This is a genomic window from Xanthomonas sp. NCPPB 3442 (assembly GCF_056725145.1).
Window position 1 is genome coordinate 1,426,235 of the sequence record NZ_CM161514.1, and the last position, 23,671, is coordinate 1,449,905.

The window sequence follows — 23,671 nt, forward strand, 5'->3', positions numbered from 1 at the left end:
GACCCATCCTTGTCATGCCGTGGGTCTGTAGTGCGTCCACGCTGCCGCGTTTCGCCCCCCAACGCGTGATTCATCTGGCAAGGAATTTCAGATGCGCCTTGTGTATGTTCCGATCTACATCGGTGTTGCCATGGGAATGGCCGGTAGCCTCTACGCAGGCGACGCGCCGGATATCTTTGCCGCGCTCAAGGCCTATGACGCCAAGGACTATGCGCGTTGTGCCGAGGTGATGGACGCACTGCAGCGCGCGTCCAGCGAACTTCCAGAAAACGGTGAACTTCTGCGTGCAGAATGCCTGGCCGCGGCGGGAAAGACAGACCAGGCCCTGCGGTATCTCGATGTCCAGATTCCGCGCGGGCGGATCTCCATCGATGATCTGCGCAGCAAGGACCTGCCGGGCCTGAATCGGCTGCGAAAGATGGATGGGTGGCCTGCGCTGCTGGCGAAAGCCGAGCGCGTCAATGCGCAGCAGCAGGCAACACTGAATCCACAATTGCGCCAGGAGCTGATCGCGCGCGTAGAGAAGGATCAGCATGTGCGCAATGCGGCGATCGCCGCTGGGGGCAAGCCCGCCGACTGGGCATCCATTGCGCCGGTGGATGCCGACAACACCGCATGGCTCAAGCAAGTCGTCGCGACCCAGGGTTGGCCGGGCCGGCGCCTGGTGGGGGAAGATGGCGCCAAGGCGGCATGGATCCTGGTACAGCATGCCGACGCCGATCCAGCGTTTCAGGCGCAGGTTCTGGCGTTGATGGAAGCGGCGCTGGCCACGCAGGAGGTGGCGCCTGACGATGTTGCGTTGCTCACCGATCGCGTCTTGCTTGCGCAAGGCAAGCCGCAGCGCTACGGCACCCAATTCAAGAACGATGCGGATGGCGGCATGTCATTGCAGCCTACCGAAGACGAAGCGGGGCTGGGCGAACGCCGCCGTCGTATGGGGTTACCGCCCATGGATCAGTACAAAAAGATGTTGCAGGACGCTTACCGACAGCCTGCGCATTGATCGGCGCATTGAGTGGGGGCAGTATCGCCAGGGCCACTGTATGCGAGTGGGTCCGCCATGCCGGACGTGATCGTTGGCGATGTCGTCATGGCGCGCCGTCATAAGAGGCGATGCGGCAGCCGCGTATCGTCGGGCCCTCTATCCAGAGCGAGCCTTGCCATGACCGATCCGCAGTGGAAGCCAGAAACCATCGCCGTGCATGGGGGCTATCGTCCCGATCCCACCACCCGCGCGGTGGCGGTGCCGATCTACCAGACCGTGGCCTATGCCTTCGACGATACCCAGCATGGTGCGGATCTGTTCGATCTGAAGGTGCAGGGCAACATCTACAGCCGCATCATGAACCCCACCAACGACGTGCTGGAGCAGCGCGTGGCGGCGCTGGAAGGCGGCATCGGGGCGCTGGCGCTGGCATCCGGGCAGGCGGCGGTGACCTATGCGATCCAGACCATCGCCGAGGCCGGCGACAACATCGTGTCGTCCAGCGCGCTGTACGGCGGCACCTACAATCTGTTCGCGCATACGCTACCGCAGTTCGGCATCGCTACGCGCTTTGCCGACTATCGCGATCCGCAGGCCTTTGCCGGGCTGATCGACGAACGCACCAAGGCCGTGTTCGTCGAATCGATCGGCAACCCGCGCGGCAACATCACCGACATCGAAGCGGTGGCCGCCGTGGCGCATGCGCACGGCGTGCCGCTGATCGTGGACAACACCGTGGCCACGCCGTCGCTGCTGCGGCCGATCGACTTCGGTGCCGACATCGTGGTGCATTCGCTGACCAAGTATTTGGGCGGGCATGGCAACAGCATCGGCGGCGCGATCGTGGATAGCGGGCGCTTTCCGTGGGCCGCGCACAAGGCGCGCTTCCCGCGCCTCAACGAGCCGGATGTGAGCTACCACGGGGTGGTGTATACCGACGCGCTGGGCGAGGCCGCCTACATCGGCCGTGCGCGGGTGGTTCCGCTGCGCAATACCGGTGCGGCGTTGTCGCCGTTCAATGCGTTCCTGATCCTGCAAGGCATCGAAACGCTGGCGCTGCGCATGGAACGCATCAATGCCAACGCGCTGGCGGTCGCCCGTTATCTGCAGCAGCATGCGCGCGTTGCCTGGGTCAATTACGCCGCGTTGCCGGATCATCCCGAGCATGCATTGGCGCAGAAGTATCTGGGCGGCCATGGCTCGGGCGTGCTGACCTTCGGCTTGCCCGGCGGGCGCGCGGCCGGTGCCCGCTTCCTGGATGCGCTGCAGCTGTTCACACGGCTGGTGAATATCGGCGATGCCAAGTCGCTGGCGACGCATCCGGCCTCCACCACGCACCGCCAGCTCGGCCCGGCCGAACTGGAACATGCCGGTGTGAGCGAGGACACCGTGCGCTTGTCGATCGGCATCGAGCATATTGATGATCTGCTGGCGGATCTGGAGCAGGCGCTGCAGGGGGCGTGAGATGCACACAAGGCTGCGCTCGCACCCTCATCCGGCGCTGCGCGCCACCTTCTCCCGAAGGGAGAAGGGAACAGGCCCCTCTCCCTTTGGGAGAGGGGTTGGGGTGAGGGTACGTAGGCGAAGCCCACTCGTATGTGAGAGATGAAGCTCGGTGGCGGACATGCGTGCAACCAGCATGCTGCTTCCATGCATCGCATGAGGCTTTGCTCCATAGCCTCATCCGGCGCCGCGCGCCACCTTCTCCCGGCGGGAGAAGGAATTGGCAATTCCCTCGTTAGGCGCTTGGCGACGCGCTGCGCCTGGTCGGCCGCCACCCCCGGAGCGGCGCCGCCAATCCTGTTACCATGCGTGCCCCTGAGGTGACTGCCGGCTGACCGGTGGTTTAAACGGGAATTCGGTGCGCGCATCGCCTTGGCGGGACGCAATTCCGGAGCTGCCCCCGCAACGGTGGGCGAGACAAGGGTCTGCACGACACGCCACTGTGCATCGCATGGGAAGGCGCAGATCCGGGGAGCGACCGCTTCCGCTCGCAAGCCCGGAGACCGGCCTGAAGGGATTGACCCGGCACGCGGTGGGCGTGGCCCTGTGCATCCGGTGCTCGCGCGCCGGACGCCTGGCCCGTTGCTGCCTGTCGACCCCATTGCCTCCGCGCGGGTAGGCGCGGTTCCAGGAGCAGCAGTCGATGTCCGTTTCTTCCGTTTTGCCGCGTCGCACCGTGCTGGCCGCGGCGCTGTCGCTATGCGCGACCAACCTGGCGCAGGCCGAGGCTGCCATCGATTTCGACGAGGTGGTGGTGACCGCCTCGCGTACCGCACAGACCCAGGACCAGGCCCTGGCACCGGTCACGGTGATCGACCGCGCACAGATCGAGCGTCGTCAGGTCAATTCGCTGCAGGACCTGTTGCGCGGCGAAGCGGGCGTGTCGCTGGCCAACAATGGCGGACCCGGCAAGGCGACCTCGCTGTTCCTGCGCGGCACGGAGTCGGACCATCTGGTGGTATTGATCGACGGGGTACGCATCGGTTCGGCCACCGCCGGCGGTGCGGCGTTGCAGGATCTGCCGATCGAGCAGATCGAACGCGTCGAGATCGTGCGCGGGCCGTTTTCCAGCCTGTACGGCTCCGAAGCGCTGGGCGGGGTGATCCAGATCTTCACCCGTCGTCCGCAAGGCCGTTTCGTGCCCACACTCAGCGTGGCGACCGGCAGCGACAACGCGCGCCGCTACGGCGCGGGCATTGCGGGGCGCAGCCCCGGCGATCCGAGCGAAGCCGGTGGTTGGTATGCGGTGAACGCGGTGCACGACGAAACCGACGGTATCAACGCGTATCTGGATACCAGCTCCAGCGCCTATGACCCGGACCGCGACGGCTATCGCAACGATTCGTTGAGCGCGCAGGGCGGCTGGCGTTTCAATCGCCAGTGGGATGCCGATGTGCATGCAGTGCGCGCGCAGAGCCGTAACGAATACGACGGTTCGGCATTCGGCGGCAATCTGGGCAAGGGCGTGCAGCAGGCCATCGGCGGCCGCGTGCGGTACGCGCCGAACGAGGCGCTCACGCTCACTGCCAGCGTGGGCGCCAGCGCCGATCTGAGCGATGCGTATTACCAAGGCGCCTACCTGTCGACCTACGACACCCGCCGCAAGCAGGGTGCGTTGCAGGCCGATCTCGACACCGGCCCCGGTCTGCTCACGGTCGGCTTCGATTGGCAGCGGGACGCCATCGCCAGCAGCGACAATTACGATGCCGACAGCCGCATCGACCGCGCCGCATTTGTGCAGTGGCAGCAGACTTTTGGCAGTCAATCGCTGCAAGCCAGCCTGCGCCGCAACGACAACAGCCAGTTCGGCGGCAAGACTACCGGCAGCCTGCTGTGGGGTTGGGATCTGGCCGAGCATCTGCGCTTGACGGCCAGCTACGGCACTGCGTTCAAGGCACCCACCTTCAACGAGTTGTACTACCCCGATTACGGAAACCCGCTGCTCGGGCCGGAAACCTCCAGGAGTGCCGAGCTCGGTCTGCGCGGTCGCTACGATTGGGGCACCTGGACGCTCAGCGCGTTCCAGACCCGTATCGACGATCTCATCGCCTACGACGCGTCGTTGGTGGATGCCACGCACCCGTTCGGGCAGCCGAACAATATCGATCGGGCGCGCATCCGCGGCGTGGAAGCCGGCTACGACACCGCGCTGGCCGGCTGGACCGTGCGCAGCGCGTTGACCTGGCTTGCGCCGCAGGCCGATGGTGAAGTCAATCATGGCAATTGGTTGCCGCGGCGTGCACGCCAGAGCGGGCGTATCGATGCCGACCGCAGCATCGGTGCATTCGGCATTGGCGCGAGCCTGTTCGGTTCGGGTGCTCGCTACGACGATCTGGCCAATACCGATCGGTTGGCCGGCTACGGCTTGCTGGATCTGCGCGTGAGTTATGCAGTGAATGCGGACTGGAAGGTGCAATTTGCCGCCAACAATGTGTTCGACCGCCACTACGAAACCGCACGCTGGTATGCCCAGCCAGGCCGCAATTATCTGCTGACCTTCCGCTACCAACCGGCGCACTGAGAGCAGCCGACGACACGACCGCGCAGCCACCGCATGGTTGCGGGCGGTGCCCGGATCCGCATGGACCAGGCGGATACTGCGTTTGCTCCTGCTGTCCGCATGCGCCTGGCGAGTGCGCGCGACATTGTGTTAGCCCGTCCAAGCGCGCCGCCGACACCGGCTGCGCAGTCGGCGCTTGCCGCTGGATGCAAGGATCGCTACGGTTTGCAGGGGGCGATCATTTGCCAGATGTCTGTTGCGCCATCCGGGTGGCGATCGAAAATCTGAAGGAAACTATCGATGCCGCCTTTATCCCGCTCGTGCGAACGCCTGGTGTTCATCGCTTCGATGCTGCTGATGACCGCGACCCGCTTCCATCATGTCAGTGACTGGCTGCACCTGCCGGATGCCTCCATGGCGGTGTTCTTTCTCGGTGGCCTGGCATTGCGGCGGCACGGCGACTTCGTTGCCTTGCTGGGGTTGTCGGTGGCGATCGATTGGGCTGCAGTGCGCCTGGCCGGCGTCAGCGACTTCTGCATCACGGCGGCCTACGCGGCCTTGCCGGTGGCCTATGGCGTGCTCTGGTACGCCGGGCGCGCATCTCTCGCACGTGGGCGGCCAGGCGCTGCGTCGCTGAGCATCGCCTGGGGTCTGGGCACCTTGGCCGCCGTGCTGTCGTTCTTGATCTCCAATGGCGCGTTCTACTGGTGGGGCGGGCGCTATGCCGACCCGCACTGGGCGCAGTACCTGCAGCGCGCCTGGCAGTGGGGGCCGTTGTTCGTGCGCACGACAGCGCTGTATCTGGCGGTGGTGCTGGCAGCCGCATGGTGCGTGCTGCGCTGGCGTCATCTGCACGCCGCAGCGCCGTTGTCCACGCCATCGGATGTGTCGTGATGGTGGCGCGGCGCGCTGCAGCGACACCGTTGCCGTTGCCGTTGCACGGCACAGCGGCCAGAGCGTGCGGCATCGCACTTGCCGGCTTGATGGTCTGTGCGCGCGGCGAGCATTTTGCAAATGTGGATGCCTTGCCCACGGCCTCATGGGCGGTATTTTTTCTGGCCGGTGCGCTGCTACGCCCGCTGTGGATGTTGCCGCTGCTGTTCGGGATCGTATCGCTGCTGGATCTGATCGGCCTGGCCTCGGGCAGCAGCAGCGACTGGTGCCTGTCGCCGGCGTACTGGGCGTTGGCATTGGCGTACGCCGCGTTGTGGTGGGGCGGGCTACTGTTTGCATCGCAACTGCAGCGCCAGGCCTGGCGTTGCGTCACCGGGCCGCTGTTGGCCTTGCTGATCAGCGGCAGCGCCGCCTATGTGCTCTCCAAGGCCGGTTTCTATTTCCTGTCTGGTCGCTACCCGCATGCCACGCTCAGCGGGTTCATTGCGCGCATGCCGGCGGACTATCCACACGCCCTTGCAACACTGGCCGGCTATATCGGCCTGGCTTTCGCCCTGTTGGCTGCACACCGCGCCGCTGGTGCACGTCCACCCATGGGAGCACGCGCATGACCGCCCCCGAGCACGATGAGGCGCATTACCGCGAACGCGCGCAGCGCAAGAAGGAATTGGTCGACCGGCGCATTGCACGTGCAGTGATCGACCGCGGTGTGCTGCTGGTCAATACCGGCAATGGCAAGGGCAAGAGCTCGTCCGGCTTCGGCATGCTGGCGCGCTCGCTTGGGCATGGCCTGCATTGCGGCGTGGTGCAATTCATCAAGGGCACGTTTTCGACCGGCGAAGAGGCGTTTTTCCGTCGCTTTCCGGATCTGCTCGATTACCACGTCATGGGCGAAGGCTTCACCTGGGAAACCCAGGACCGCGCACGCGACATCGCCGCCGCGCAGGCGGCCTGGCAGCGTGCGCGCGGCATGCTGGCCGATGCGCGCTACGACTTCTTGCTGCTGGACGAACTCAACATCGCCCTGGTGAAGGACTACATCGCGCTGGATGAGGTGCTTGCCGCCGTGGCCGCGCGGCCGCCCGGCCAGCATGTGGTGATTACCGGGCGCGGCGCGCCGGCCGGGTTGATCGAGGTCGCCGACACCGTGACAGAGATGCGCCTGGTCAAGCACGCCTTCAATGCCGGCATCAAGGCGCAACTCGGCATCGAGCTGTAGCCGTGGGCGTGCGCGCGCAATGCCTTGCATGGCTCGGCATGTTGGCTGGCATGCGCCGGGACTGCACGCCATGCTGCTGGTGACTGCCACCGTTGCCGTGCTGCTGGATTTGCTGCTCGGCGAGCCGCGGCGCGGACATCCGCTGGTGTTGTTCGGCACCTGGGCGCAACGTATCGAAGCGCGCCTGCACTCCAACCGACGCAGCGCGGGCGTCCTGGCGTGGTGCGTGAGCGTGTTGCCGTTGACCTGCGTCGCTGCAGTGGTGCAATGGGGGCTGTGGTGCGTGTCGCCCTGGGCGGCGGCCGCGTTTGCCGCGATCACGCTGTATCTGGCGCTGGGCCTGCGTAGCCTGGGCGAACACGCGCAAGCGGTGATCGATGCGCTGCAGGTCACTGATCTGCCTGCCGCCCGCGCTGCAGTGGGTCGTATCGTCAGCCGCGATACGGCTGCGCTGGACGCTACCCAAGTCGCTGCCGCAGCGACCGAGTCGGTCTTGGAAAACGGCAGCGACGCCGTGTTCGCCGCGCTGTTCTGGGGCGTCGCGCTGGGCGCACCGGGCGCGGTGTTGTACCGGCTGTCCAATACGCTGGATGCCATGTGGGGCTATCGCACGCCGCGCTACGTCAACTTCGGCTGGGCCGCGGCGCGCATCGACGATGCGTTGAACTGGCTGCCGGCGCGGCTCACCGCAGCGACCTACGCCGTGCTGGGTCGCACCCGTGCGGGCATGCGCTGCGCGTGGCGGCAGGGACGCGGCTGGAAGAGCCCCAATGCCGGCCCCGTGATGGCGGCGGGCGCAGGCGCGCTGCATGTCCGATTGGGCGGGCCTGCGCCGTACCACGGCCATTGGCAGCCGCGCCCCGCGCTGGGCGAGGGCGCGGCAGCAAGCGCAAACAGCGTGCAACGCGCATTGCGGCTGGTGCGTGCCGGGGTCGCGTTCTGGCTGCTGCTGGGCGCGCTGGCAACCGCGCTGGCGATGCGATGATCGGCACGCGGATGGCCTGGCGTTGCACCAACACGCACCGGCGCACCGTTCACGCCGGCGCAGGTAGCGCCGCTCCATTACCGGGAGTGCGCAATGCTTGAACATGGCGGGCGCCTGCGCCGCGCTGCGCAGGCTTACAACATTCCGCTCGCGCACTGGCTGGACCTGTCCACCGGCGTGAGCCCGTTCGCCTGGCCGGTGCCCGCCATTCCGGAACATGCGTGGCAGCGCTTGCCGGAAGACGACGATGGCCTGGCAGAGTGCGCGGCTGCCTATTACGGCGCGCCGCAGGTACTGCCGGTGGCCGGCTCGCAGGCGGCGATTCAGGCCTTGCCACTGCTGCGCGCGCCCGGCCGCGTCGGCGTACTTACGCCTGGCTACGCCGAGCATGCACAGGCATGGCGGCGTGCCGGGCATCAGGTCGTGCCGATGAGCGCCGCGCAATTGCTGCACGCAGGTGAGACGCTGGATGTGGCCGTGCTGATTCATCCCAATAATCCATGCGCCGAGTGCTTCGATCCCGACACGCTGCTGCAGTTGCATGCGCGGCTTGCAGCACGCGGCGGGTGGCTGGTGATCGACGAGGCCTTCATGGATGCGACCCCGCGACACAGCGTCTGCGCTTTCAGCCAGCGGCCCGGTCTGGTGGTGCTGCGCTCGGTGGGCAAGTTCTTCGGCATGGCAGGCGCACGTGCGGGCTTTGTCTGCGCAGATCGCGCATTGCTGGATGCCGTGCGCGAACGCTTGGGACCATGGACGCTGAGCGGGCCGGCGCGATGGGCCGTACAGCAGGCATTGGCCGATACGCCGTGGCAGGTTCAGGCACGTGCGCGTCTGCACGCGGCCTCGCAGCGGCTTGCGCAGCTGTTGCATGCGCATGCGATCGTACCTACCGCAGGCACGGCGTTCTTTCAGTGGTGCCGGCGCGACGACGCGGCTGCCTTGCACGTCGCGCTGGCGCAACGCGGCATTTTGACGCGGCTGTTCGACACACCGAACAGTCTGCGCCTGGGTCTTCCACCCGACGCCGCGGGCGAGGCGCGCCTGGGCGTGGCACTGCGCCAGGTGCTGGCATGAGCGCGCGCGTCCTGATGGTGCAGGGCTGCACCTCCGATGCGGGCAAGAGCACGCTGGTGGCCGCGCTGTGCCGGTGGCTGCATCGGCAGGGCATTGCGGTGGCGCCATTCAAGCCGCAGAACATGGCGTTGAATTCGGCAGTGACGGTGGACGGTGGCGAAATCGGCCGCGCGCAGGCATTGCAGGCACAGGCATGCGGGCTGGAGCCGCAGACCGATTTCAACCCGGTGTTGCTCAAGCCCGACAGCGATACCGGTGTGCAGGTCATCGTGCACGGGCATCCGGTCGCCACCCTGGATGCGGTGGGCTATCACGCCTACAAGGCGACCGCATTCAACGCCGTGTTGGCCTCGCACACGCGCCTGGTCGAGCGCTTCGATGTGGTGCTGGTGGAAGGTGCCGGCAGCCCGGCCGAGATCAATTTGCGCGACAACGACATCGCCAACATGGGCTATGCCGAAGCGGTGGACTGCGCCGTGATCCTGGTGGCCGACATCGACCGCGGCGGCGTGTTCGCTCATCTGGTCGGCACGCTGGCGTTGCTCTCGGCCAGCGAGCGCGCACGCGTTGCCGGTGTTGTGATCAACCGGTTTCGCGGAGATCTGGCGCTGCTGCAGCCCGGCCTGGCGTGGCTGGAGCGCGAAACGGGCAAGCCGGTGCTCGGCGTCCTTCCGTATCTGCACGGCCTGCAGCTGGATGCCGAAGATGCGGTGCCACGCAACGCGCCGCAGAAACCACAGTCGCAATTGCGCGTGGTGGTGCCGGTGCTGCCGCGCATCAGCAATCACACCGATATCGACGCGTTGCTGGCGCATCCGCAGGTGGATGTGCATTTGATCGGTCCCGGGCAGACGCCGCCGCCGTGCGATCTGATCCTGCTGCCGGGCAGCAAATCCACCCGGCACGATCTGCAGTGGCTGCGCACGCACGGGTGGGACACCGCCATTGCCCGTCACCTGCGCTACGGCGGAAAACTGCTTGGCATCTGCGGTGGTCTGCAGATGCTGGGCACCCATCTCCACGACCCGGATGGCATCGAGGGGGCAGCGGGCAGCAGCCCCGGTCTTGGGTGGCTGTCGCTGCAAACCACGCTGCAGCCGCACAAGCAACTGCATCGCGTGCACGGGCGCCTGCTGCTGGGCGATGCCAGTGTCAGCGGCTATGAAATTCACTGCGGTCTCAGCAGCGGCGCCGCGCTGGCACGGCCATTGCTGCAGCTGGACGATGGGCGTACCGATGGCGCCATCTCCGACGACGGCCAGGTGCTCGGCACCTATGTGCATGGGGTGTTCGACCACCCGCAGGCACTGGCTGCATTGCTGGCGTGGGCCGGTCTGGCGCAGGCCGCGCCACTGGATCTTGCCGCGCTGCGCGAAGCCAGCCTGGAGCGTCTGGCCGATGCGGTGCACACGCATCTGGATACCGCGGCACTGACACGCCTCATCAGCAGGGAACCGGCATGCGGCAACTGATTCTTGGCGGCGCCCGTTCGGGCAAGAGCGCGCTGGCCGAGCGCATCGCGGCAGGGTCCGGGCGCGCAGTGACTTACCTGGCCACAGCGCAAGCCTTCGATGGCGAAATGCATCGGCGCATTGCCCATCACCGCAGCGAACGCCCCGCGCATTGGCAGTGCGTGGAAGAGCCCATCGCGCTGGCGGCGACGTTGCAGGCGCATGCCGCGCCGGATCGCTGCGTGCTGGTGGATTGCCTGACCCTGTGGCTGAGCAATCTGCTCGGCCACCCGGATGCAGGCATGTTCGCGCGCGAGCGCGATGCGCTGCTGGCAACGCTGCCGCAGTTGCCGGGGCAGATCCTGCTGGTCAGCAACGAAGTGGGGCAGGGCATCGTGCCGTTGGGCGAACTCACGCGTCGGTTTGTGGACGAGGCTGGCTGGCTGCATCAGGCATTGGCGCTACAGTGCGAGCGTGTGATGTTGGTGGTGGCAGGATTGCCGATGGTGTTGAAGGAGAGCGCGTGTGAGTAGCGATTGGATCTTTGGTGCCTGCGCAGTGCCGGACGCGCGCATGCGCTCTGCCGCGCTTGCCCGGCAGGAACAGCTGACCAAGCCGCCCGGCGCATTGGGCCGGCTGGAACACCTGGCAGTGCAGCTGGCCGCCTGGCAACGCACCGACCGGCCCGGAGTGCAGCGGGTCTGGATCGCGGTGTATGCCGCCGACCATGGCGTAGCGGCCGAAGGAGTCTCGGCATTTCCGCAGGCAGTGACCGGCGAGATGGTGCGCAATTTCGCACGCGGTGGCGCCGCCATTGCGGTACTGGCGCGCGAGCTGGGCGCGCGGCTGGAAGTGGTGAATCTGGGCGTGGTCAACGACCCCGGCGACCTGCCGCGGGTGCGGCGTGCCTGGATTGCGCCCAGCAGCGCCAATATCTGCGAGCAGCCGGCGATGACGGCCACCCAATTGCGCGATGCGCTCGCCGCCGGCGCCGACAGCATCGCGCAGGCCAAGAGTTGCGATACCCAGCTATTTGTCGGCGGCGAGATGGGCATCGGCAACACCACCGCCGCCGCGGCGCTGGGCTGCGCCTTGCTGTCGCAGTTTCCGCAGGCGATGGCCGGCGCAGGCACCGGCCTGGATGCCGAAGGCATCGCGCACAAGGCCACCGTGATCACGCGTGCGCTGGCCTTGCATGCCGATGCATCGAGCCCGCTGGAGCGTCTGCGCCGGCTGGGCGGATTCGAAATCGCTGCCTTGGTCGGCGCCTATATCGCCGCCGCGCAGGCCGGCATCCCGGTGCTGGTGGATGGCTTCATCACCACGGCGGCGGCACTGGTGGCCACTCGCCTGAATCCCGGCGTGCGCGAGTGGTTGTTGTTCGGGCATCGCTCGCAGGAGCGTGGGCATGCAGCGCTGCTGCGCGCAATGGATGCCGAGCCCTTGCTGCAACTGGACCTGCGTCTGGGCGAAGCCAGCGGCGCGGCGGTGGCGATTCCGCTGCTGCGCAGCGCCTGCGCCTTGCATAACGGCATGGCGACGTTTGCCGAAGCCGGGGTGTCGGACGCATGAGCGCGCAAATCACCTTGTTGCGGCATGGCGACACCGGGCAACGCAGCTATCGCGGCCAGCTCGACGACCCGCTCACCGAACTGGGCTGGCAGCAATTGCGTGCGGCCACTGCCGATGGCACGTGGGACGCAGTCGTGGCGTCCACGTTGCAGCGCTGCGCGTTGTTCGCCACCGAGCTTGCCCACGCGCGTGCCATTCCGCTGCAGCTGGACCGGCGCCTGCGCGAATATCACTTCGGCCGCTGGCAGGGCGTGCCCGTGGCCGACATCGATCGCGACGAAGGGCAAGCGCTGGGCCGCTTCTGGGCCGACCCGCTGCGCCATCCGCCACCGCAGGCCGAACCGTTTACCGACTTCTGCGCGCGCCTGTCGGCCGCGCTCGATGCCATCGTCGCCCGCTACCCGGCACAGCGCGTGCTGGTGGTCACCCACGGCGGCGCCATCCGCGCGTTGCAGTGCCTGGTCGCCGGGAGTGGGTTCTGCCGGATGACCGAACTGGCAGTGCCGCATGCGTCGCTGCATCCGCTGGCCTGGCCGCCGACCGACGCGGCTGGCGGCTTGAGATCGCCGGTCTCATCCGCGGCATTGCCACCGGCGCACGACACCGAATGATCGACGGGCTGCTGGCAGCGATCGGGTTCCTGACCCGCATCCCGGTGCCCGCCCGGGTGTTCACGCGCGCAGGCGCGCAGGCGCGTTCGCTGTGCTGGTACCCGCTGGTGGGCGTGTTGCTCGGTGGGGTGGTGTGCGGGTTGGCCTGGTGCCTGCGCGAGGTGGCGCCGTTGCTGGGCGCAGCGCTGCTGTTGAGCGCCTGGGTATGGCTGACCGGCGCGTTGCATCTGGATGGCCTGGCCGACACGACCGATGCGTGGGTCGGCGGCATGGGCGAGCGCGCGCGCTCGCTGGCGATCATGAAGGACCCCGCCAGCGGCCCGATGGCAGTCACCGCAGTGGTGCTGGTGTTGCTGCTCAAATGCGCCGCACTGGCCAGCCTGCTGGCGCAGGCGCCGACTACGCTATGGCTGGCGCCTCTACTGGCGCGCAGCGCGCTGGTTGCCGCGTTCCTAAGTACGCCGTATGTGCGCGCCGGCGGGCTGGGCAGCGCGCTGTCGGGCGCCCCGCGTGCAGGCCTGTGGCTGGCGCTGAGCGCCGGCACCGCGGTGTGCATCGTTGCCGGGCTGGCCACCGCGGCGTTGTGCGTTGGTATCACCGCACTGGTGTTCGCACTCTGGCGCCGCGCCTGCCTGCAGCGCCTTGGCGGCATGACCGGCGATACCTGCGGCGCATTGGTGGAACTGACCGAAACGGCCGTGCTGGTGACGCTGGCGCTGTGGTCGGCTTGAACAGGCAGGCGCTGCAGCTGACGCAATCGTCCTCACGACTGATGCCCCAGCCCCCGAGTCGTCTGCGCCTGCGTAGCGGCCGTGGGCGCTGCGACCAACGGCATCCGTCAGCGTGCGTCATCTGTTGAGTTCTCCGGCGCAGGTGCAACGCCAGCGTCGCTCGTGGCTTCCCGGCACTCAGAGAAGTCCCTTGTTTGGTCTATAAGCCTAACGAGGGCATTCCGCAACAAGGCTTAGCATTTCCGACGTCGCTGCAGCACAATCGACCTGGAAGCGCCAGGTTCCGGCAGAAGCTTCAAAATTGCGTACTCAAATTTTGAGAACGTCTTGATATCAGTAACATACGTGCGCGGTAGAACGCGAGTTTGTAAAACGGGTAAGGAAGCGCTCATGACACGACAAATCACAAAACTCGTAATCGGTGCGGGCATGATGGTCATCGCAACGCAAGTCGGGGCCAGCAATTTTCTGATCGATATGCAAGGTGCAGCCGGAAAGCGTGTCAACGTCTACGCCAGTGACGCAATTATGGACCACACACCGATCAATGCTGATCTCGCAAATCCTGACTCAAGCCGTGTCATTCAGATTGATTTGACGATGGTCTATGAAGCGGTCGACCAACCCCTATGGTTGGAATATCAACTTCAGTTCAAATGCCCCAAGTCGCTTCGGCGCGGCCGTGGCGCACCCAAGCGCAAGGCTGATTCAACCGGCATATTGGACACGCCGGATTCCGTAGAATTCCGGGTGGCCAGCGGCGCAAAGACCATGAAACAGGATCCGGCGATCATCGATCTCCAGCCCACCGATTGGCAAAGCACGACCAGCTACACGATGCGACAGGCATGGAATGTAGCCTGCAACAGTGCCAGCATTGGCGATGCCAAACAAGCTGCGGTGGTCGATCATGTAATTAAGTCCGATACATTGCGAGCGAAACTGGCAGCCATTGGCTTGAATGGACTGGAACTGGTCCCCGCCGGACTGTCGATGAGTTCGCTTGCCGATTTTACCTGGGAAACGCTGTGGTCTGACGTGCCGAAGCCCGCGATCAATGGCGGCCGCAAGCTGACGCCAGCAGAATCGACAGCGCTCAAGGCAAAATTGGCACAAGCGCAGCAACAAGTAGCCGAAGCCCAGGGGAAGGTGCAGGGCAATCTGGCAGCAATGAAGGCCGATATGGACTTTACTCAGACCGCCGCTGAATACCGTGGAAAAAGGCGTTTATCGCGCAGTGAATCGCTCCTGATCCAGGTGTGGCTGGGTAAGACTGAGCAAGAGGTCGTCGCCGCAAACGGCAACCCCGCTGTCCGTCAGGCCGGGATCGCGCGGACGCTCTCTTATGGGCAGGCCTTTGACAATCGCGTCATGTGGCAGAATCTTGTGACCGGCGCGACTTACAATGGCGGCGGTTATAAAAGTTGCAACGTCCGCTATGCGCTGATCCCGGACAGCGCCGGGATGCTGAGGGTTGCCGATGTGAATATCTTCGTTGAGTCAAGTGGCGACACAAGTGGGATGGGTCGCGCCTGCACCGACATCTTGAACGTGCCAAACGGCTGAAGTGATGGTCTATTTTCGAGCCGCGCTCATGCAAGCCGAAAGCTGGCGATACGCCAGCTGCAACTGGACAACTTTTGACCGGAACACCTCTTTCCCCTGAAGCTGGATGGCGAGCTCATTACTGTCCGGCTTTTCCTGTACCGATTTCTGCACGTCGATGGTCAGCAACAACGCCCCACTGCTCTGGCCAGGCATGCTCACATGGGCGGCCTGAACATTCTGCGTAGGGTGGTTGGTGGATGACAACGTGATCGGAGCAATCTCGGGCTTTGTCACCGGGGGGATTGCCTCGCTGATGAACCAAAGAGTGCCATGACCCTTTTTCGCCATCCCAGCGTCGGCGGGACCGCGAAACGACAAGGTGGAATTTGGCGTGATGAAATTAACCGAGCAGTGGTAACCGGTGTTGACGGGTTCGCGTACCAGCACCCAATTGCCCTCAATCCCTTTGTAGAAGGATTCGCTGAACATCGGCTTGTTCGGATCCGCGCCCCCGAGCAACTCAGGGGCGATTTGAGCAGCGCAGGGGCTAGTCCATGCCATGGTGACTACTAAGCCGATCAGCCAATTCTTCATCTGAAATCGTTCTCCATTCGTTGGTCATTGACATACGGTTTCGTGCATTCTTGTCGTGACCCCATGCAAGCGGCTACGGGCCCATAGCTTAGCCTTCCAGGATTGCAGTGGGAGTTCTACCCCGTTTTCACGGACACTGACAAGAAGGTCGACTCAGGCCATGATGAGTTGTCCGTGTCAAAGCCTAGGAAGGTCAGTGCCGAGTTCAAGCGCGGTGCGGTTGAGCAACGGTTCCGAGCGTGCAGCTTCCAGCATCCGGCGCCATTCCTGCGCTTGGCAGGCGGTGAGCGACAGCCATGCCAAATCTTCCGGGAGCAGCTCGCGACCCTCGGGGAGTGATCAGGCGATCACCGAGGAAATAGAACCGGTCCGAGGGCTGGTCAGATCTATACGCTGATGCGGGTCGAACTCACTCATGCCGCGATCTCATCCTTGGCGGGGGTCTGAGGGCGCAGGCAAGAGCCGAGCCAGAGGCCAACTGATGGATGGTGCGCCGGCAATTGCTGCCGGTCCGGGTAATGCTGCCTGGCGGAAGCTAAAACCGCTAGAAAGTTGCGGAAATCGCACCAAACCCGACATGTTGCTCGTCATTGACATGCAAGAAGCTGGAATTTGAGAGGTCTAGTGGGCCATTCAGACCATCCCTAGGAGAATTGCCACTGGGCAACGATCCGTTTGGCTAACGTCTACGAAATTTCTGCACAGCTACTTCGAGTCACCTCAGGAAATTGCGGCAACAGCATATCTGCCTGTGAGCCTGCCGACGCACGCCTGAGCGTTGTTCGTCCGCAATCGGTAAGTCAATGCCCCTCCGTTAGAAACACCTTTTGCGGCGGCGGGTGCATCAGAAAGTGCTGGTGCGAAATATTCCACGCATACGCGCCCGCCAGCGGGAAGGCCAGGCAATCGCCGGGTGCGAGTGCGGCCACCGGTTGCTGGCGTGCCAGCACATCCTTGGGCGTGCATAACTGGCCGACCAGGGTGACCGGCGTGTCGCTGATCACGGGGGTGCGGGTGCCGCGCAATACGCGGAATGGATGATCGTGCGCCTGCGCGGCCGGCGTGCGGAAGTGATGGGTGCCGCCGCGTGCGATCGCAAACCAGGCGCCGTGGCTGCGTTTGAGATCGAGCACTTCCATCAGGTACCAACCGCAGCTGGCGCTGACATAGCGCCCCGGTTCCAGACGCAAGCGCAGGTCTGTACCGTGTTCGCCCAGCAGGGCGGGTAGCCCGGCACAGAAGCGGGCCCAGTCGAACGACGCGTCCGGTGCCAGGTAGTCCACACCGAAGCCGCCACCGGCGTTTACCCGCAGTGGACCAAGCGCATAGGTCTGTCGCCATTGCTGCACGGTGTGCAGGTAGGCGGCCACCAGATGCAGCTGCGCGGCGGCGCTGCGTTGATGCGACATCAGATGGAAATGGAAGCCTTCCAGGCGCAGCGATGGATTGGCCTGCACTCGCCGGATTGCTGCACCCAGATCGCTTGGATCCAGGCCGAACGGCGAGGGTTGCCCGCCCATCATCAGGCGCGTGCTCTGCGCGCCGGGTACGGCGATATTCATGCGCAGGAATACGGGCACGCAGCGGCCGGCGTGCGCTGCAATTGCTGCCAGGCGTTCGAGTTCGCTCAGGCTTTCCACATGCACGGTGCAGTCGGGCAGGGCGGCTGCCTGGGCGAGTTCGGTATCGAGTTTGCCCGGGCCACCGAACAACAACGGTGCCTGCGGTTGCTGCGCATGCAGCCAGGCGAGTTCGCCGCCGGATGCGGCTTCGAAGCCATCCACGTGCGCTGCCAGCGTTTGCAGAATCGGCGGTTCTGCATTGGCTTTGGCTGCATAGAACAGCTCGCACTGCGCCGGCAGCTGCGCACGCATCCAGGCCGCATGCGTGTCCAATGCCGCCAGATCGTAGACATACGCGCAGATCGGGCCTTCGCAGCGGTCGCGCACCTGCGGCAAGGCAGCAAGCAGTGCGGCGGTGTCGATGTGCAGACTCACGCCGCCACCTGCCGCTGCGCCGTGATGCGGGGGATGGGGTTGGGCAGCGCGGTGTAGTCGGATTGGCGGTCGGCACGCTGCCAGAGACGGGTCCCCAGATTGTTCTTGCCCGGCAGCGGCGCGCCGTCGACCAGACCCTGCAGCGCCGCTTGCGCGCCATGGCGTTGTTGCCAGCGCAGCGCGATCTCGCCCACGCATTGCCATAGCCGCGCTTCGAGTGCGGCATCACCTTCGCCCAGATGAAAGATGGCCTCGGCCAGATTGTTGACCAGCGCGCAATACGCCACCCGGTTCCAGCCCTGTTCTGGGGTGTAGTACAGCGATTGGCGTGCGCGTTCGCCGACGCCGCGCAGGCGCGCCGCCGGCCAGTGATGGGCGAGCAGCTTGGTGCCTTCCAGGTCGCGGACCCACACCCGCGTCGGCCAGCCGTCGGCAAAGCCGATCACGGTGTTTTGCAGATGCGGCTCCAGCGCGATGCCGTGCTGGAACAGCGCGCTCCACACTCCGTCCAGCAGCAGGCCGGCGTAGGCGCGGAACCACAGCAGCGTTGCGGTTCGGTGGCCCATCTGCGCGCTGCCGAGCGCCCGCAGGCGCGCGGCGCACACGCTATTGCCCTGCGCATCGCAGGTGAACAAGGCCGCAGCCACCTGCGGTTGCCAGCGTGCACGTTGCGCGGCGGGAATGTTTTGCCGGTACAGAATGCCGAAGCTCTCCGACAAGGTGCGCGCCGCCAACGGGTCGGCGGCATGCAATGCGGGATCGACCGACGCTACGTCCAGCGAAGTCGCCGCCGGCTCCAGCATCACATCGAAGCCCGGCACCTGTGTGGCCAGGGCACGCCAGCTCGGTGCCAACAGCTCGGTGAGCGCAACCGCGCTCTCCAGTTCGTACCATGCATTCTTGCGCACGCAGTTGGTGAGCCGCACATGCACCGAGCACTTGAGGAAATACGCAAGTTCCGGGTGGTACAGCGTGCGGACCGACGAGGTGGGCCGCAGTGCATCGCCTAATGGGCCGACCGGCGTAATCAGGCCGCGTGCCTGCAAGCTGCGCAGCAAGGGGGCGTCGAGCAGCCGCTGCGCTTCCCAGGGGTGGCAGGGATAGAGATCGTCGCTGCCGCTGAGCTGCTTTAATGTCGCGCGCACGTCGCGTCCCTGGATGCGCAGCAGGCGCGGGTCGATGCGGAACCAGAACAGCTGGAACGACGCGCGCGCTTCCGGTGCGCAGGCCAGCACCTGATCCAGATCCACACCCTCGCGGCTCTTGGGCGTCGGGTGCAGTGCATGCCCCCACAGCATCGATTGTTCGGCGTCGATCATCGCCTCGCCGGTAGCGGCGGCGACCTGGGCCTGGCGCAATAACGCAGCGGTGACGGCCGCGCTATTGGCGCTTTGCGCCAGCAGCTCCGGGTTGATGTCCTGCGCGCTGCCCAGGGCCTGCAACAGGCAGCGTGCCAGCGTTTGCGCATCCAGACTATGCCACGGCTTGCCGGCGCTCTTGAGAAACGGCGCAGAGGCGAACCGGCAGCGGCCCAGGCGATCGGCAAAGGCGATGCGCACGCACAGCGTCCCGACCTCGCCCAGATCGATGCGCAGCCAGCGTTGTTCGGCCACGCGCGGGCCGGGTCGATCCAGCCCGCGATAGTCGAACTGCACCGCACGCTGCGGAATCGCGAATTCGCGCAGATAGCAGTTCAACCAGCAGCTGCAGGCCTGCGCGTCGGCCATGCTGTCGTACCAGGGGTCATGCATCGTGTGCGGCGACATCGGCAGTTCTCCTCGAAGGAAAGCGCACCAGAACGGTGAGCGCAGCAACGGTCGCGGCCAGTGCCGCAGCCAGGAAAGGGGTAGCGGGGCCGGACGCCTGTGCCAGTGCGCCGGCAGCGGCACCGGCGAACACGCCGGCCCATTTGCCACAGGCATCGAAGCGACCGAACAGGCGCCCGGCGCCATGCCCGCTGGCAATGTGCGCCAGGCTGCGGTTGAGCCCACGCAGCCCGAACAACATGCCGAAGCCAAACAACAGCCGCGCTGCCGCCAATGTGACGGCATCGTGCAACAGCGCCTGCCACACGCAGGCCACCGCAAACAACGCCAGGCCCGGCACCAGCCACGCCTCGCTATCACCGCGTCGCCACCAGGGCAGCACCACCAGATAGACCAGATGCGGCAGGCTGTAGAGCAAACCGGCAAGCGCATCGTGGCCGGCGCCGCGCGCAAGCGCATACGGAATGAAATACGGGAATGTCACCACCATCGCGAAGCAGAACAAGAACTGTGCGAGCAGCAGGGCTAGCCACAACGGCGCGGCATGGGTGCGCGGCGATGCAGGCGATGGAGCTGCGTGCCCGGAAGACGTAGCAGCCTTGCCGGCAGTGTGTTCTCGCGCAGCAGGCCGATCGGCCGGCAGTCGCCACGTCAACGCAAACGCCATCAATGGCAGCAACGCCAGTGCGCGATACAGCGATTGCGCAGGACCCAGCGCCAGTGCCACGCCCAGCAGTGCCGGTGCGCTCACCATGGCAAGGCGGGCCGAATACTGTGTCCAGTCCAATGCACGCGCCAACGGGCCGGCCTGCGGCTGGCTGGCCAGATACGCATTGGCCGCCGCCAGCGAGCCGCCACAGGTGCCTTGTACGAGCAGGCCGATCACCAGCCAGGTCAGCGACGGCGCGAAGCCGGCAATCGCAAAGCCCAGCGCCAGGCCCAGTTGTGCGCGCAGCAGCGAACGTTTGCGTCCATGGCGGTCCGCCCAACGCCCCCAGCTGCTTGCCGTCAGTGCGGTGCAGAGCGTGGGCAAGACATACAGCACGCCGCTCCAGCCCACCGCGGCCGAGGGTGCAAGTTCGGCCAACACCTGCGGCAGAAACAGCGGCATGCCCAACGCCGTGAATGCCGCCAGATAATGCGCAGCCAGCACCGGACCCAGGATGCGCCTCATCGCGGCACGCCCGCTTGCCTGCGCGGCGGTTGTCGCGTATCCGCGAACGCATCGCCGAATGGATTGGGCGCGCTGTCGCCGTAGAACTTGTTGATGTCGGTGGCGCCGGTGAGGTGCTTGCTGAGCAGGCTGCCGGCGCTGAGCAGGTATTTCACCGGCAGCCGTGGCGCGGCCAACAGCCGGCGCGCAGGGCCGGTATCGATGCCATCGGCGTCCAGTTGCGCCAGCGTCGCAACGAACTGGTCCTGCAGCTGCGCGTATAACGGTGCGCGCAATGCGGGTTGCCATTCGGCCAGGCCTTCCAGCACCGCCTGCAGATCCAGCTGCAGCACGATCGTGCAGAACATCTGCGCCAATGCCTGTGGATCGTCCACCGCAATACGCGCATCCTGCAGCGGGCCCATTGCATCCGGCTCCGGCAGCGCCGCGCGCAACTGCGGCAGCGCAATCCGCGCAGCGTCGTTGTCCTTCATCAACAGGCGCGTGGCTTGGCCATCGGCATACACCAGCACGCTGTTTTGCTGATTGGCTTCCAGTGCAATGCCATAACGCAGCCACAGGCGCAGATGTACGGCAAGCAGCAGTTCGGTGTAGTCGCGCCACCAATGCAGCAGGTCGCCATGCGCAAAACGCTCGGCAAGATGGATCGCCATCGGGCGGCCATCGGGCATGGGCGCGCATAGCGCAGCCACCGGGACCAGCGTGGCATCGTCCAGCGCTGGGTAGCGCCGCACCAGATAGGCCAGATGCCGCGTCTGCCCGACATGCCCGCCGTGCGACTCGTCGACGAATACGCAGCGGCCTTGCAGCGCAGGATCCAGCGCATCGATGCGCCGCAACGCGCGCTCCATCCAGTGCCCGTCATACAGCGTGGACGGCTTGATCAAACGCAGGTTGAGGGCGCCCAGCGTGCGCATCGGAATGGGCAATTTGAGATGCAGGTGTGGATGCCGCAGCGGCACCAGCGTGCGCACCGACAGCGTGGGGCGCACGTCCAGCCAGGCGTTGGGCGCTCGCAGCACGTTCTCGGGCAGTGCGAAGCCCTCCTGCTCCAGGCGCTCCCACACAAGCGGATGCACCGGCCAGGGCAGATGCGTGGCGGCCATCTCGGGCGGCAGGCCCAGGCTGGCGAAATCCGGCCACAGCTCGGCCGGCGGGGCGCTGGTGCCTTGCGCCAACGCCTGCGGAACCGCCAGCCAACGCAGCGCGAAGGTCGGCGCGAATTCCGGCGCGTAGTGGCGCAGCTCGGCCGCATCCAGCCCGGCCTTGGCGCGCGCGGTGGGATAGAACGGATGGTCGCGGTAGCTGGCCAGTTGGTCGCAGCGGTAGGCGCGCTCGGCGGCATCGCGGTGATGCAGCGCAGTGCGCAACGCCGGTGCCTGCGCGTGGTAGGCCTGCCGCGCCAGCCCGCGGTGCGCGGCGGCGCAGTCGGCTTCGTCGGCGTAGGCGCGATGCAGCTGTTGCGTTTCGCTGTCGAGTTCTGCGCTCAGGCGGTGCAGCCAGGCATGCGCGCCACGTTCGACATGCACGCCGTCGTCGCTGCGCACAATCCAGCTGTCGCCGCAGGCACCGATGTCCTGCAGCACGCCTTGACGATGGATCGGCAGCCACATCGTGCCGCCGGGCAGGTGAGCGATGCGCCACCAGCCGTGCACCGGGCTGGGGTCGGTCCACTGCGCCAGCACCTGCGCATCCGGCACCGCCGCACTGCCGCGGGTTGCAATTCCACGCAGGTCTTCGCGCAGGCAGGCATCGATGATGCGGGTGGCGATGTAGCGTTGGTCGGCCATGCTGCTCATGCGCGCAGTTCCGCGCCGTCGATGCGCCACTGCAGGCCCGCTTCGGCCTGCACCACTGCGTGTTGCAGTGTCTGCGCATCGCGTGCCAACGCACTCAGCACGCCCAGGTAATCCTTGTTGGAATGGCTCAGGCGGATGCGCTCGCCCGGTGCGCGCATCCGCCGGTACTGCACGTCGCTGTGCGCATCGCGCTGGCGGCGGTCTTCGCTGGCGGCGACCAATTCGCCGTCGTGTTCGGCCACGTAGTAGCGCAGCAAAGCATGCGCATGGGCACTGCGGAGCTGTGGCAACGGCAGGCCCAGATGCGGTGCCAGCGCCGCGTTGAACCATTGCTTGGAAAACATCTCGTCGAGCAGGAATTCGCGCCGATCGCCGATGCTGCGGTAATTGATTTCCACCAGCACCGGGCCATCGGCGGTGAGGATGAATTCGCTATGGCACAGCCCGAAGCCGACACCGAACGCGCGCAGCTGTTGCAGCGCCTGCGCGATCACCGGCGTGTCCACGTTGGCATCCCACTGCGCTTCGCATTCGACGAAATGCGGCGGCGGCGACAATCGCACCTTGAAGCCGCCGATGGCTTGCAGGTGCTTGCCATCGCCCAGCGTTTCCAGCGTAAACAGCGCACCTTCCAGCATGCTTTCCAACAGCACGGTGCGCTGCGGATGGCGCTGCCATCCATCGTCCAGGTACGCCTGCAATTGCGCTGCATCGGTGCAGCAGCGCACATCCAGGCTCGCCACGCCCTCGCGGGGCTTGGCCACCACAGGCCATGGAATCTGGGCCGGCAACGCCGCGCCCGGCGCCAGCGTGCAAAACCACGGGCAGGGCAGTCCACGCGCACGCAAGCGTTGGCGCATCGCAGCCTTGTTCTTGGCGGCGTAGCACACCTGCCAGTCCTTGCCCGGCAGGCCAAGCGCTGCGGCCACCAGCGCGGCGCTGGTCTGCAGATGGTCGCTATTGCTGAACACCGCGCGCGGGGTGATGTCTGCATCGTGCAGTACGTCGAGGACGCCGAGCGGATTGAACACATCGCATTCGATCACCCGCTGCGGTGCATGGGCGGGATGCTCGCGGAAATAGGCCAGGTGATCGAGCCGGTGGTCGGTCAGCAACCATACGGGCAGGCCCAGCGCGCGCGCGGCGGGCAGGAAACCTTCGGTGATGGCCGGATGGCAGACATGGGTGAGGATCACCAACGGTGCAGCGGATGTCGCAGTCATGGCAGCTCTCGTTCGACAGGACGGTGGGGGAAACCGGTACTG

At 65.8% G+C, this 23,671-nt stretch carries 20 protein-coding genes and 1 riboswitch; of the genes, 14 read left to right on the plus strand and 6 right to left on the minus strand.

Going from position 1 to position 23,671, the window contains the following annotated elements; genetic code table 11:
* Positions 1-91 precede the first annotated feature (91 nt).
* The 14 genes from AC1POX_RS06165 to AC1POX_RS06230 all read left to right on the plus strand — a co-directional run bounded on the left by AC1POX_RS06165 (position 92) and on the right by AC1POX_RS06230 (position 15,094).
* Positions 92-1,003, plus strand: coding sequence for a DUF6624 domain-containing protein (locus AC1POX_RS06165; protein ID WP_372356868.1), 912 nt, complete (start codon positions 92-94; stop codon positions 1,001-1,003).
* 159 nt (positions 1,004-1,162) lie between these two features.
* A complete protein-coding gene (locus AC1POX_RS06170) occupies positions 1,163-2,449 on the plus strand; it encodes an O-acetylhomoserine aminocarboxypropyltransferase/cysteine synthase family protein (RefSeq protein WP_071118751.1) in 1,287 nt (428 codons plus the stop codon).
* 340 nt (positions 2,450-2,789) lie between these two features.
* Positions 2,790-3,014, plus strand: a riboswitch (cobalamin riboswitch).
* Positions 3,015-3,131: 117 nt separating this feature from the next.
* Positions 3,132-5,009, plus strand: coding sequence for a TonB-dependent vitamin B12 receptor (gene btuB, locus AC1POX_RS06175; RefSeq protein ID WP_372356869.1), 1,878 nt, complete (start codon positions 3,132-3,134; stop codon positions 5,007-5,009).
* Positions 5,010-5,288: 279 nt separating this feature from the next.
* A complete protein-coding gene (locus AC1POX_RS06180; protein ID WP_029820041.1) occupies positions 5,289-5,882 on the plus strand; it encodes a hypothetical protein in 594 nt (197 codons plus the stop codon).
* The gene (locus tag AC1POX_RS06185) at positions 5,882-6,493 is read left to right on the plus strand and encodes a hypothetical protein (RefSeq protein ID WP_338334362.1); all 612 of its coding nucleotides are present in this window, start codon (positions 5,882-5,884) and stop codon (positions 6,491-6,493) included. Before AC1POX_RS06180 ends, AC1POX_RS06185 begins: the two co-directional genes overlap by 1 nt.
* Positions 6,490-7,101 (plus strand): cob(I)yrinic acid a,c-diamide adenosyltransferase, encoded by a 612-nt coding sequence (gene cobO / locus AC1POX_RS06190; RefSeq protein ID WP_338334226.1) that lies wholly within the window; start codon positions 6,490-6,492, stop codon positions 7,099-7,101. The genes AC1POX_RS06185 and cobO overlap by 4 nt, the downstream gene beginning before the upstream one ends.
* 70 nt (positions 7,102-7,171) lie before the next feature.
* Positions 7,172-8,086, plus strand: coding sequence for an adenosylcobinamide-phosphate synthase CbiB (gene cbiB / locus AC1POX_RS06195; protein WP_008571052.1), 915 nt, complete (start codon positions 7,172-7,174; stop codon positions 8,084-8,086).
* 93 nt (positions 8,087-8,179) lie between these two features.
* Positions 8,180-9,163 (plus strand): threonine-phosphate decarboxylase CobD, encoded by a 984-nt coding sequence (gene cobD, locus AC1POX_RS06200; RefSeq protein WP_184419757.1) that lies wholly within the window; start codon positions 8,180-8,182, stop codon positions 9,161-9,163.
* Positions 9,160-10,635, plus strand: a complete 1,476-nt coding sequence (locus AC1POX_RS06205; RefSeq protein WP_372356870.1) for a cobyric acid synthase — start codon at positions 9,160-9,162, stop codon at positions 10,633-10,635. The genes cobD and AC1POX_RS06205 overlap by 4 nt, the downstream gene beginning before the upstream one ends.
* A complete protein-coding gene (gene cobU / locus AC1POX_RS06210; protein ID WP_372356871.1) occupies positions 10,623-11,147 on the plus strand; it encodes a bifunctional adenosylcobinamide kinase/adenosylcobinamide-phosphate guanylyltransferase in 525 nt (174 codons plus the stop codon). Before AC1POX_RS06205 ends, cobU begins: the two co-directional genes overlap by 13 nt.
* On the plus strand, positions 11,140-12,186 hold the full coding sequence (cobT, locus tag AC1POX_RS06215; RefSeq protein WP_014090830.1) for a nicotinate-nucleotide--dimethylbenzimidazole phosphoribosyltransferase: 1,047 nt from the start codon (positions 11,140-11,142) through the stop codon (positions 12,184-12,186). The genes cobU and cobT overlap by 8 nt, the downstream gene beginning before the upstream one ends.
* Entirely contained in the window at positions 12,183-12,797 is a 615-nt protein-coding gene (locus AC1POX_RS06220) for a histidine phosphatase family protein (protein WP_218558968.1), read from the plus strand. The genes cobT and AC1POX_RS06220 overlap by 4 nt, the downstream gene beginning before the upstream one ends.
* Entirely contained in the window at positions 12,794-13,528 is a 735-nt protein-coding gene (locus tag AC1POX_RS06225; RefSeq protein ID WP_338334222.1) for an adenosylcobinamide-GDP ribazoletransferase, read from the plus strand. The genes AC1POX_RS06220 and AC1POX_RS06225 overlap by 4 nt, the downstream gene beginning before the upstream one ends.
* Before the next feature lie 429 nt (positions 13,529-13,957).
* Entirely contained in the window at positions 13,958-15,094 is a 1,137-nt protein-coding gene (locus AC1POX_RS06230) for a hypothetical protein (protein ID WP_218502944.1), read from the plus strand.
* A gap of 9 nt (positions 15,095-15,103) precedes the next feature.
* Here the strand turns inward: AC1POX_RS06230 and AC1POX_RS06235 are convergent, their stop codons facing one another.
* The 6 genes from AC1POX_RS06235 to AC1POX_RS06260 all read right to left on the minus strand — a co-directional run bounded on the left by AC1POX_RS06235 (position 15,104) and on the right by AC1POX_RS06260 (position 23,629).
* Positions 15,104-15,670, minus strand: a complete 567-nt coding sequence (locus tag AC1POX_RS06235) for a hypothetical protein (RefSeq protein ID WP_008571062.1) — start codon at positions 15,668-15,670, stop codon at positions 15,104-15,106.
* 800 nt (positions 15,671-16,470) lie between these two features.
* A complete protein-coding gene (locus AC1POX_RS06240) occupies positions 16,471-17,667 on the minus strand; it encodes a type III PLP-dependent enzyme (protein WP_372356872.1) in 1,197 nt (398 codons plus the stop codon).
* Positions 17,664-19,433: an IucA/IucC family protein gene (locus AC1POX_RS06245; RefSeq protein WP_372356873.1), complete on the minus strand. Its 1,770-nt coding sequence runs from the start codon at positions 19,431-19,433 to the stop codon at positions 17,664-17,666. Before AC1POX_RS06245 ends, AC1POX_RS06240 begins: the two co-directional genes overlap by 4 nt.
* Positions 19,411-20,607: an MFS transporter gene (locus AC1POX_RS06250; RefSeq protein ID WP_372356874.1), complete on the minus strand. Its 1,197-nt coding sequence runs from the start codon at positions 20,605-20,607 to the stop codon at positions 19,411-19,413. Before AC1POX_RS06250 ends, AC1POX_RS06245 begins: the two co-directional genes overlap by 23 nt.
* Complete coding sequence (locus tag AC1POX_RS06255; RefSeq protein ID WP_372356875.1) at positions 20,604-22,406, minus strand: IucA/IucC family protein; 1,803 nt, start codon at positions 22,404-22,406, stop codon at positions 20,604-20,606. The genes AC1POX_RS06250 and AC1POX_RS06255 overlap by 4 nt, the downstream gene beginning before the upstream one ends.
* Complete coding sequence (locus AC1POX_RS06260) at positions 22,403-23,629, minus strand: ATP-grasp domain-containing protein (protein WP_372356876.1); 1,227 nt, start codon at positions 23,627-23,629, stop codon at positions 22,403-22,405. The genes AC1POX_RS06255 and AC1POX_RS06260 overlap by 4 nt, the downstream gene beginning before the upstream one ends.
* Positions 23,630-23,671 lie beyond the last annotated feature (42 nt).

Bases quoted from the DNA above. Each gene is read 5' to 3' on its own strand.
- AC1POX_RS06165 (WP_372356868.1), top strand. From the start codon at position 92: ATGCGCCTTGTGTATGTTCCGATCTACATCGGTGTTGCCATGGGAATG.
- AC1POX_RS06170 (WP_071118751.1), top strand. From the start codon at position 1,163: ATGACCGATCCGCAGTGGAAGCCAGAAACCATCGCCGTGCATGGGGGC.
- btuB (WP_372356869.1), top strand. From the start codon at position 3,132: ATGTCCGTTTCTTCCGTTTTGCCGCGTCGCACCGTGCTGGCCGCGGCG.
- AC1POX_RS06180 (WP_029820041.1), top strand. From the start codon at position 5,289: ATGCCGCCTTTATCCCGCTCGTGCGAACGCCTGGTGTTCATCGCTTCG.
- AC1POX_RS06185 (WP_338334362.1), top strand. From the start codon at position 5,882: ATGGTGGCGCGGCGCGCTGCAGCGACACCGTTGCCGTTGCCGTTGCAC.
- cobO (WP_338334226.1), top strand. From the start codon at position 6,490: ATGACCGCCCCCGAGCACGATGAGGCGCATTACCGCGAACGCGCGCAG.
- cbiB (WP_008571052.1), top strand. From the start codon at position 7,172: ATGCTGCTGGTGACTGCCACCGTTGCCGTGCTGCTGGATTTGCTGCTC.
- cobD (WP_184419757.1), top strand. From the start codon at position 8,180: ATGCTTGAACATGGCGGGCGCCTGCGCCGCGCTGCGCAGGCTTACAAC.
- AC1POX_RS06205 (WP_372356870.1), top strand. From the start codon at position 9,160: ATGAGCGCGCGCGTCCTGATGGTGCAGGGCTGCACCTCCGATGCGGGC.
- cobU (WP_372356871.1), top strand. From the start codon at position 10,623: ATGCGGCAACTGATTCTTGGCGGCGCCCGTTCGGGCAAGAGCGCGCTG.
- AC1POX_RS06220 (WP_218558968.1), top strand. From the start codon at position 12,183: ATGAGCGCGCAAATCACCTTGTTGCGGCATGGCGACACCGGGCAACGC.
- AC1POX_RS06225 (WP_338334222.1), top strand. From the start codon at position 12,794: ATGATCGACGGGCTGCTGGCAGCGATCGGGTTCCTGACCCGCATCCCG.
- AC1POX_RS06230 (WP_218502944.1), top strand. From the start codon at position 13,958: ATGATGGTCATCGCAACGCAAGTCGGGGCCAGCAATTTTCTGATCGAT.
- AC1POX_RS06235 (WP_008571062.1), bottom strand. From the start codon at position 15,670: ATGAAGAATTGGCTGATCGGCTTAGTAGTCACCATGGCATGGACTAGC.
- AC1POX_RS06245 (WP_372356873.1), bottom strand. From the start codon at position 19,433: ATGTCGCCGCACACGATGCATGACCCCTGGTACGACAGCATGGCCGAC.
- AC1POX_RS06250 (WP_372356874.1), bottom strand. From the start codon at position 20,607: ATGAGGCGCATCCTGGGTCCGGTGCTGGCTGCGCATTATCTGGCGGCA.
- AC1POX_RS06255 (WP_372356875.1), bottom strand. From the start codon at position 22,406: ATGAGCAGCATGGCCGACCAACGCTACATCGCCACCCGCATCATCGAT.
- AC1POX_RS06260 (WP_372356876.1), bottom strand. From the start codon at position 23,629: ATGACTGCGACATCCGCTGCACCGTTGGTGATCCTCACCCATGTCTGC.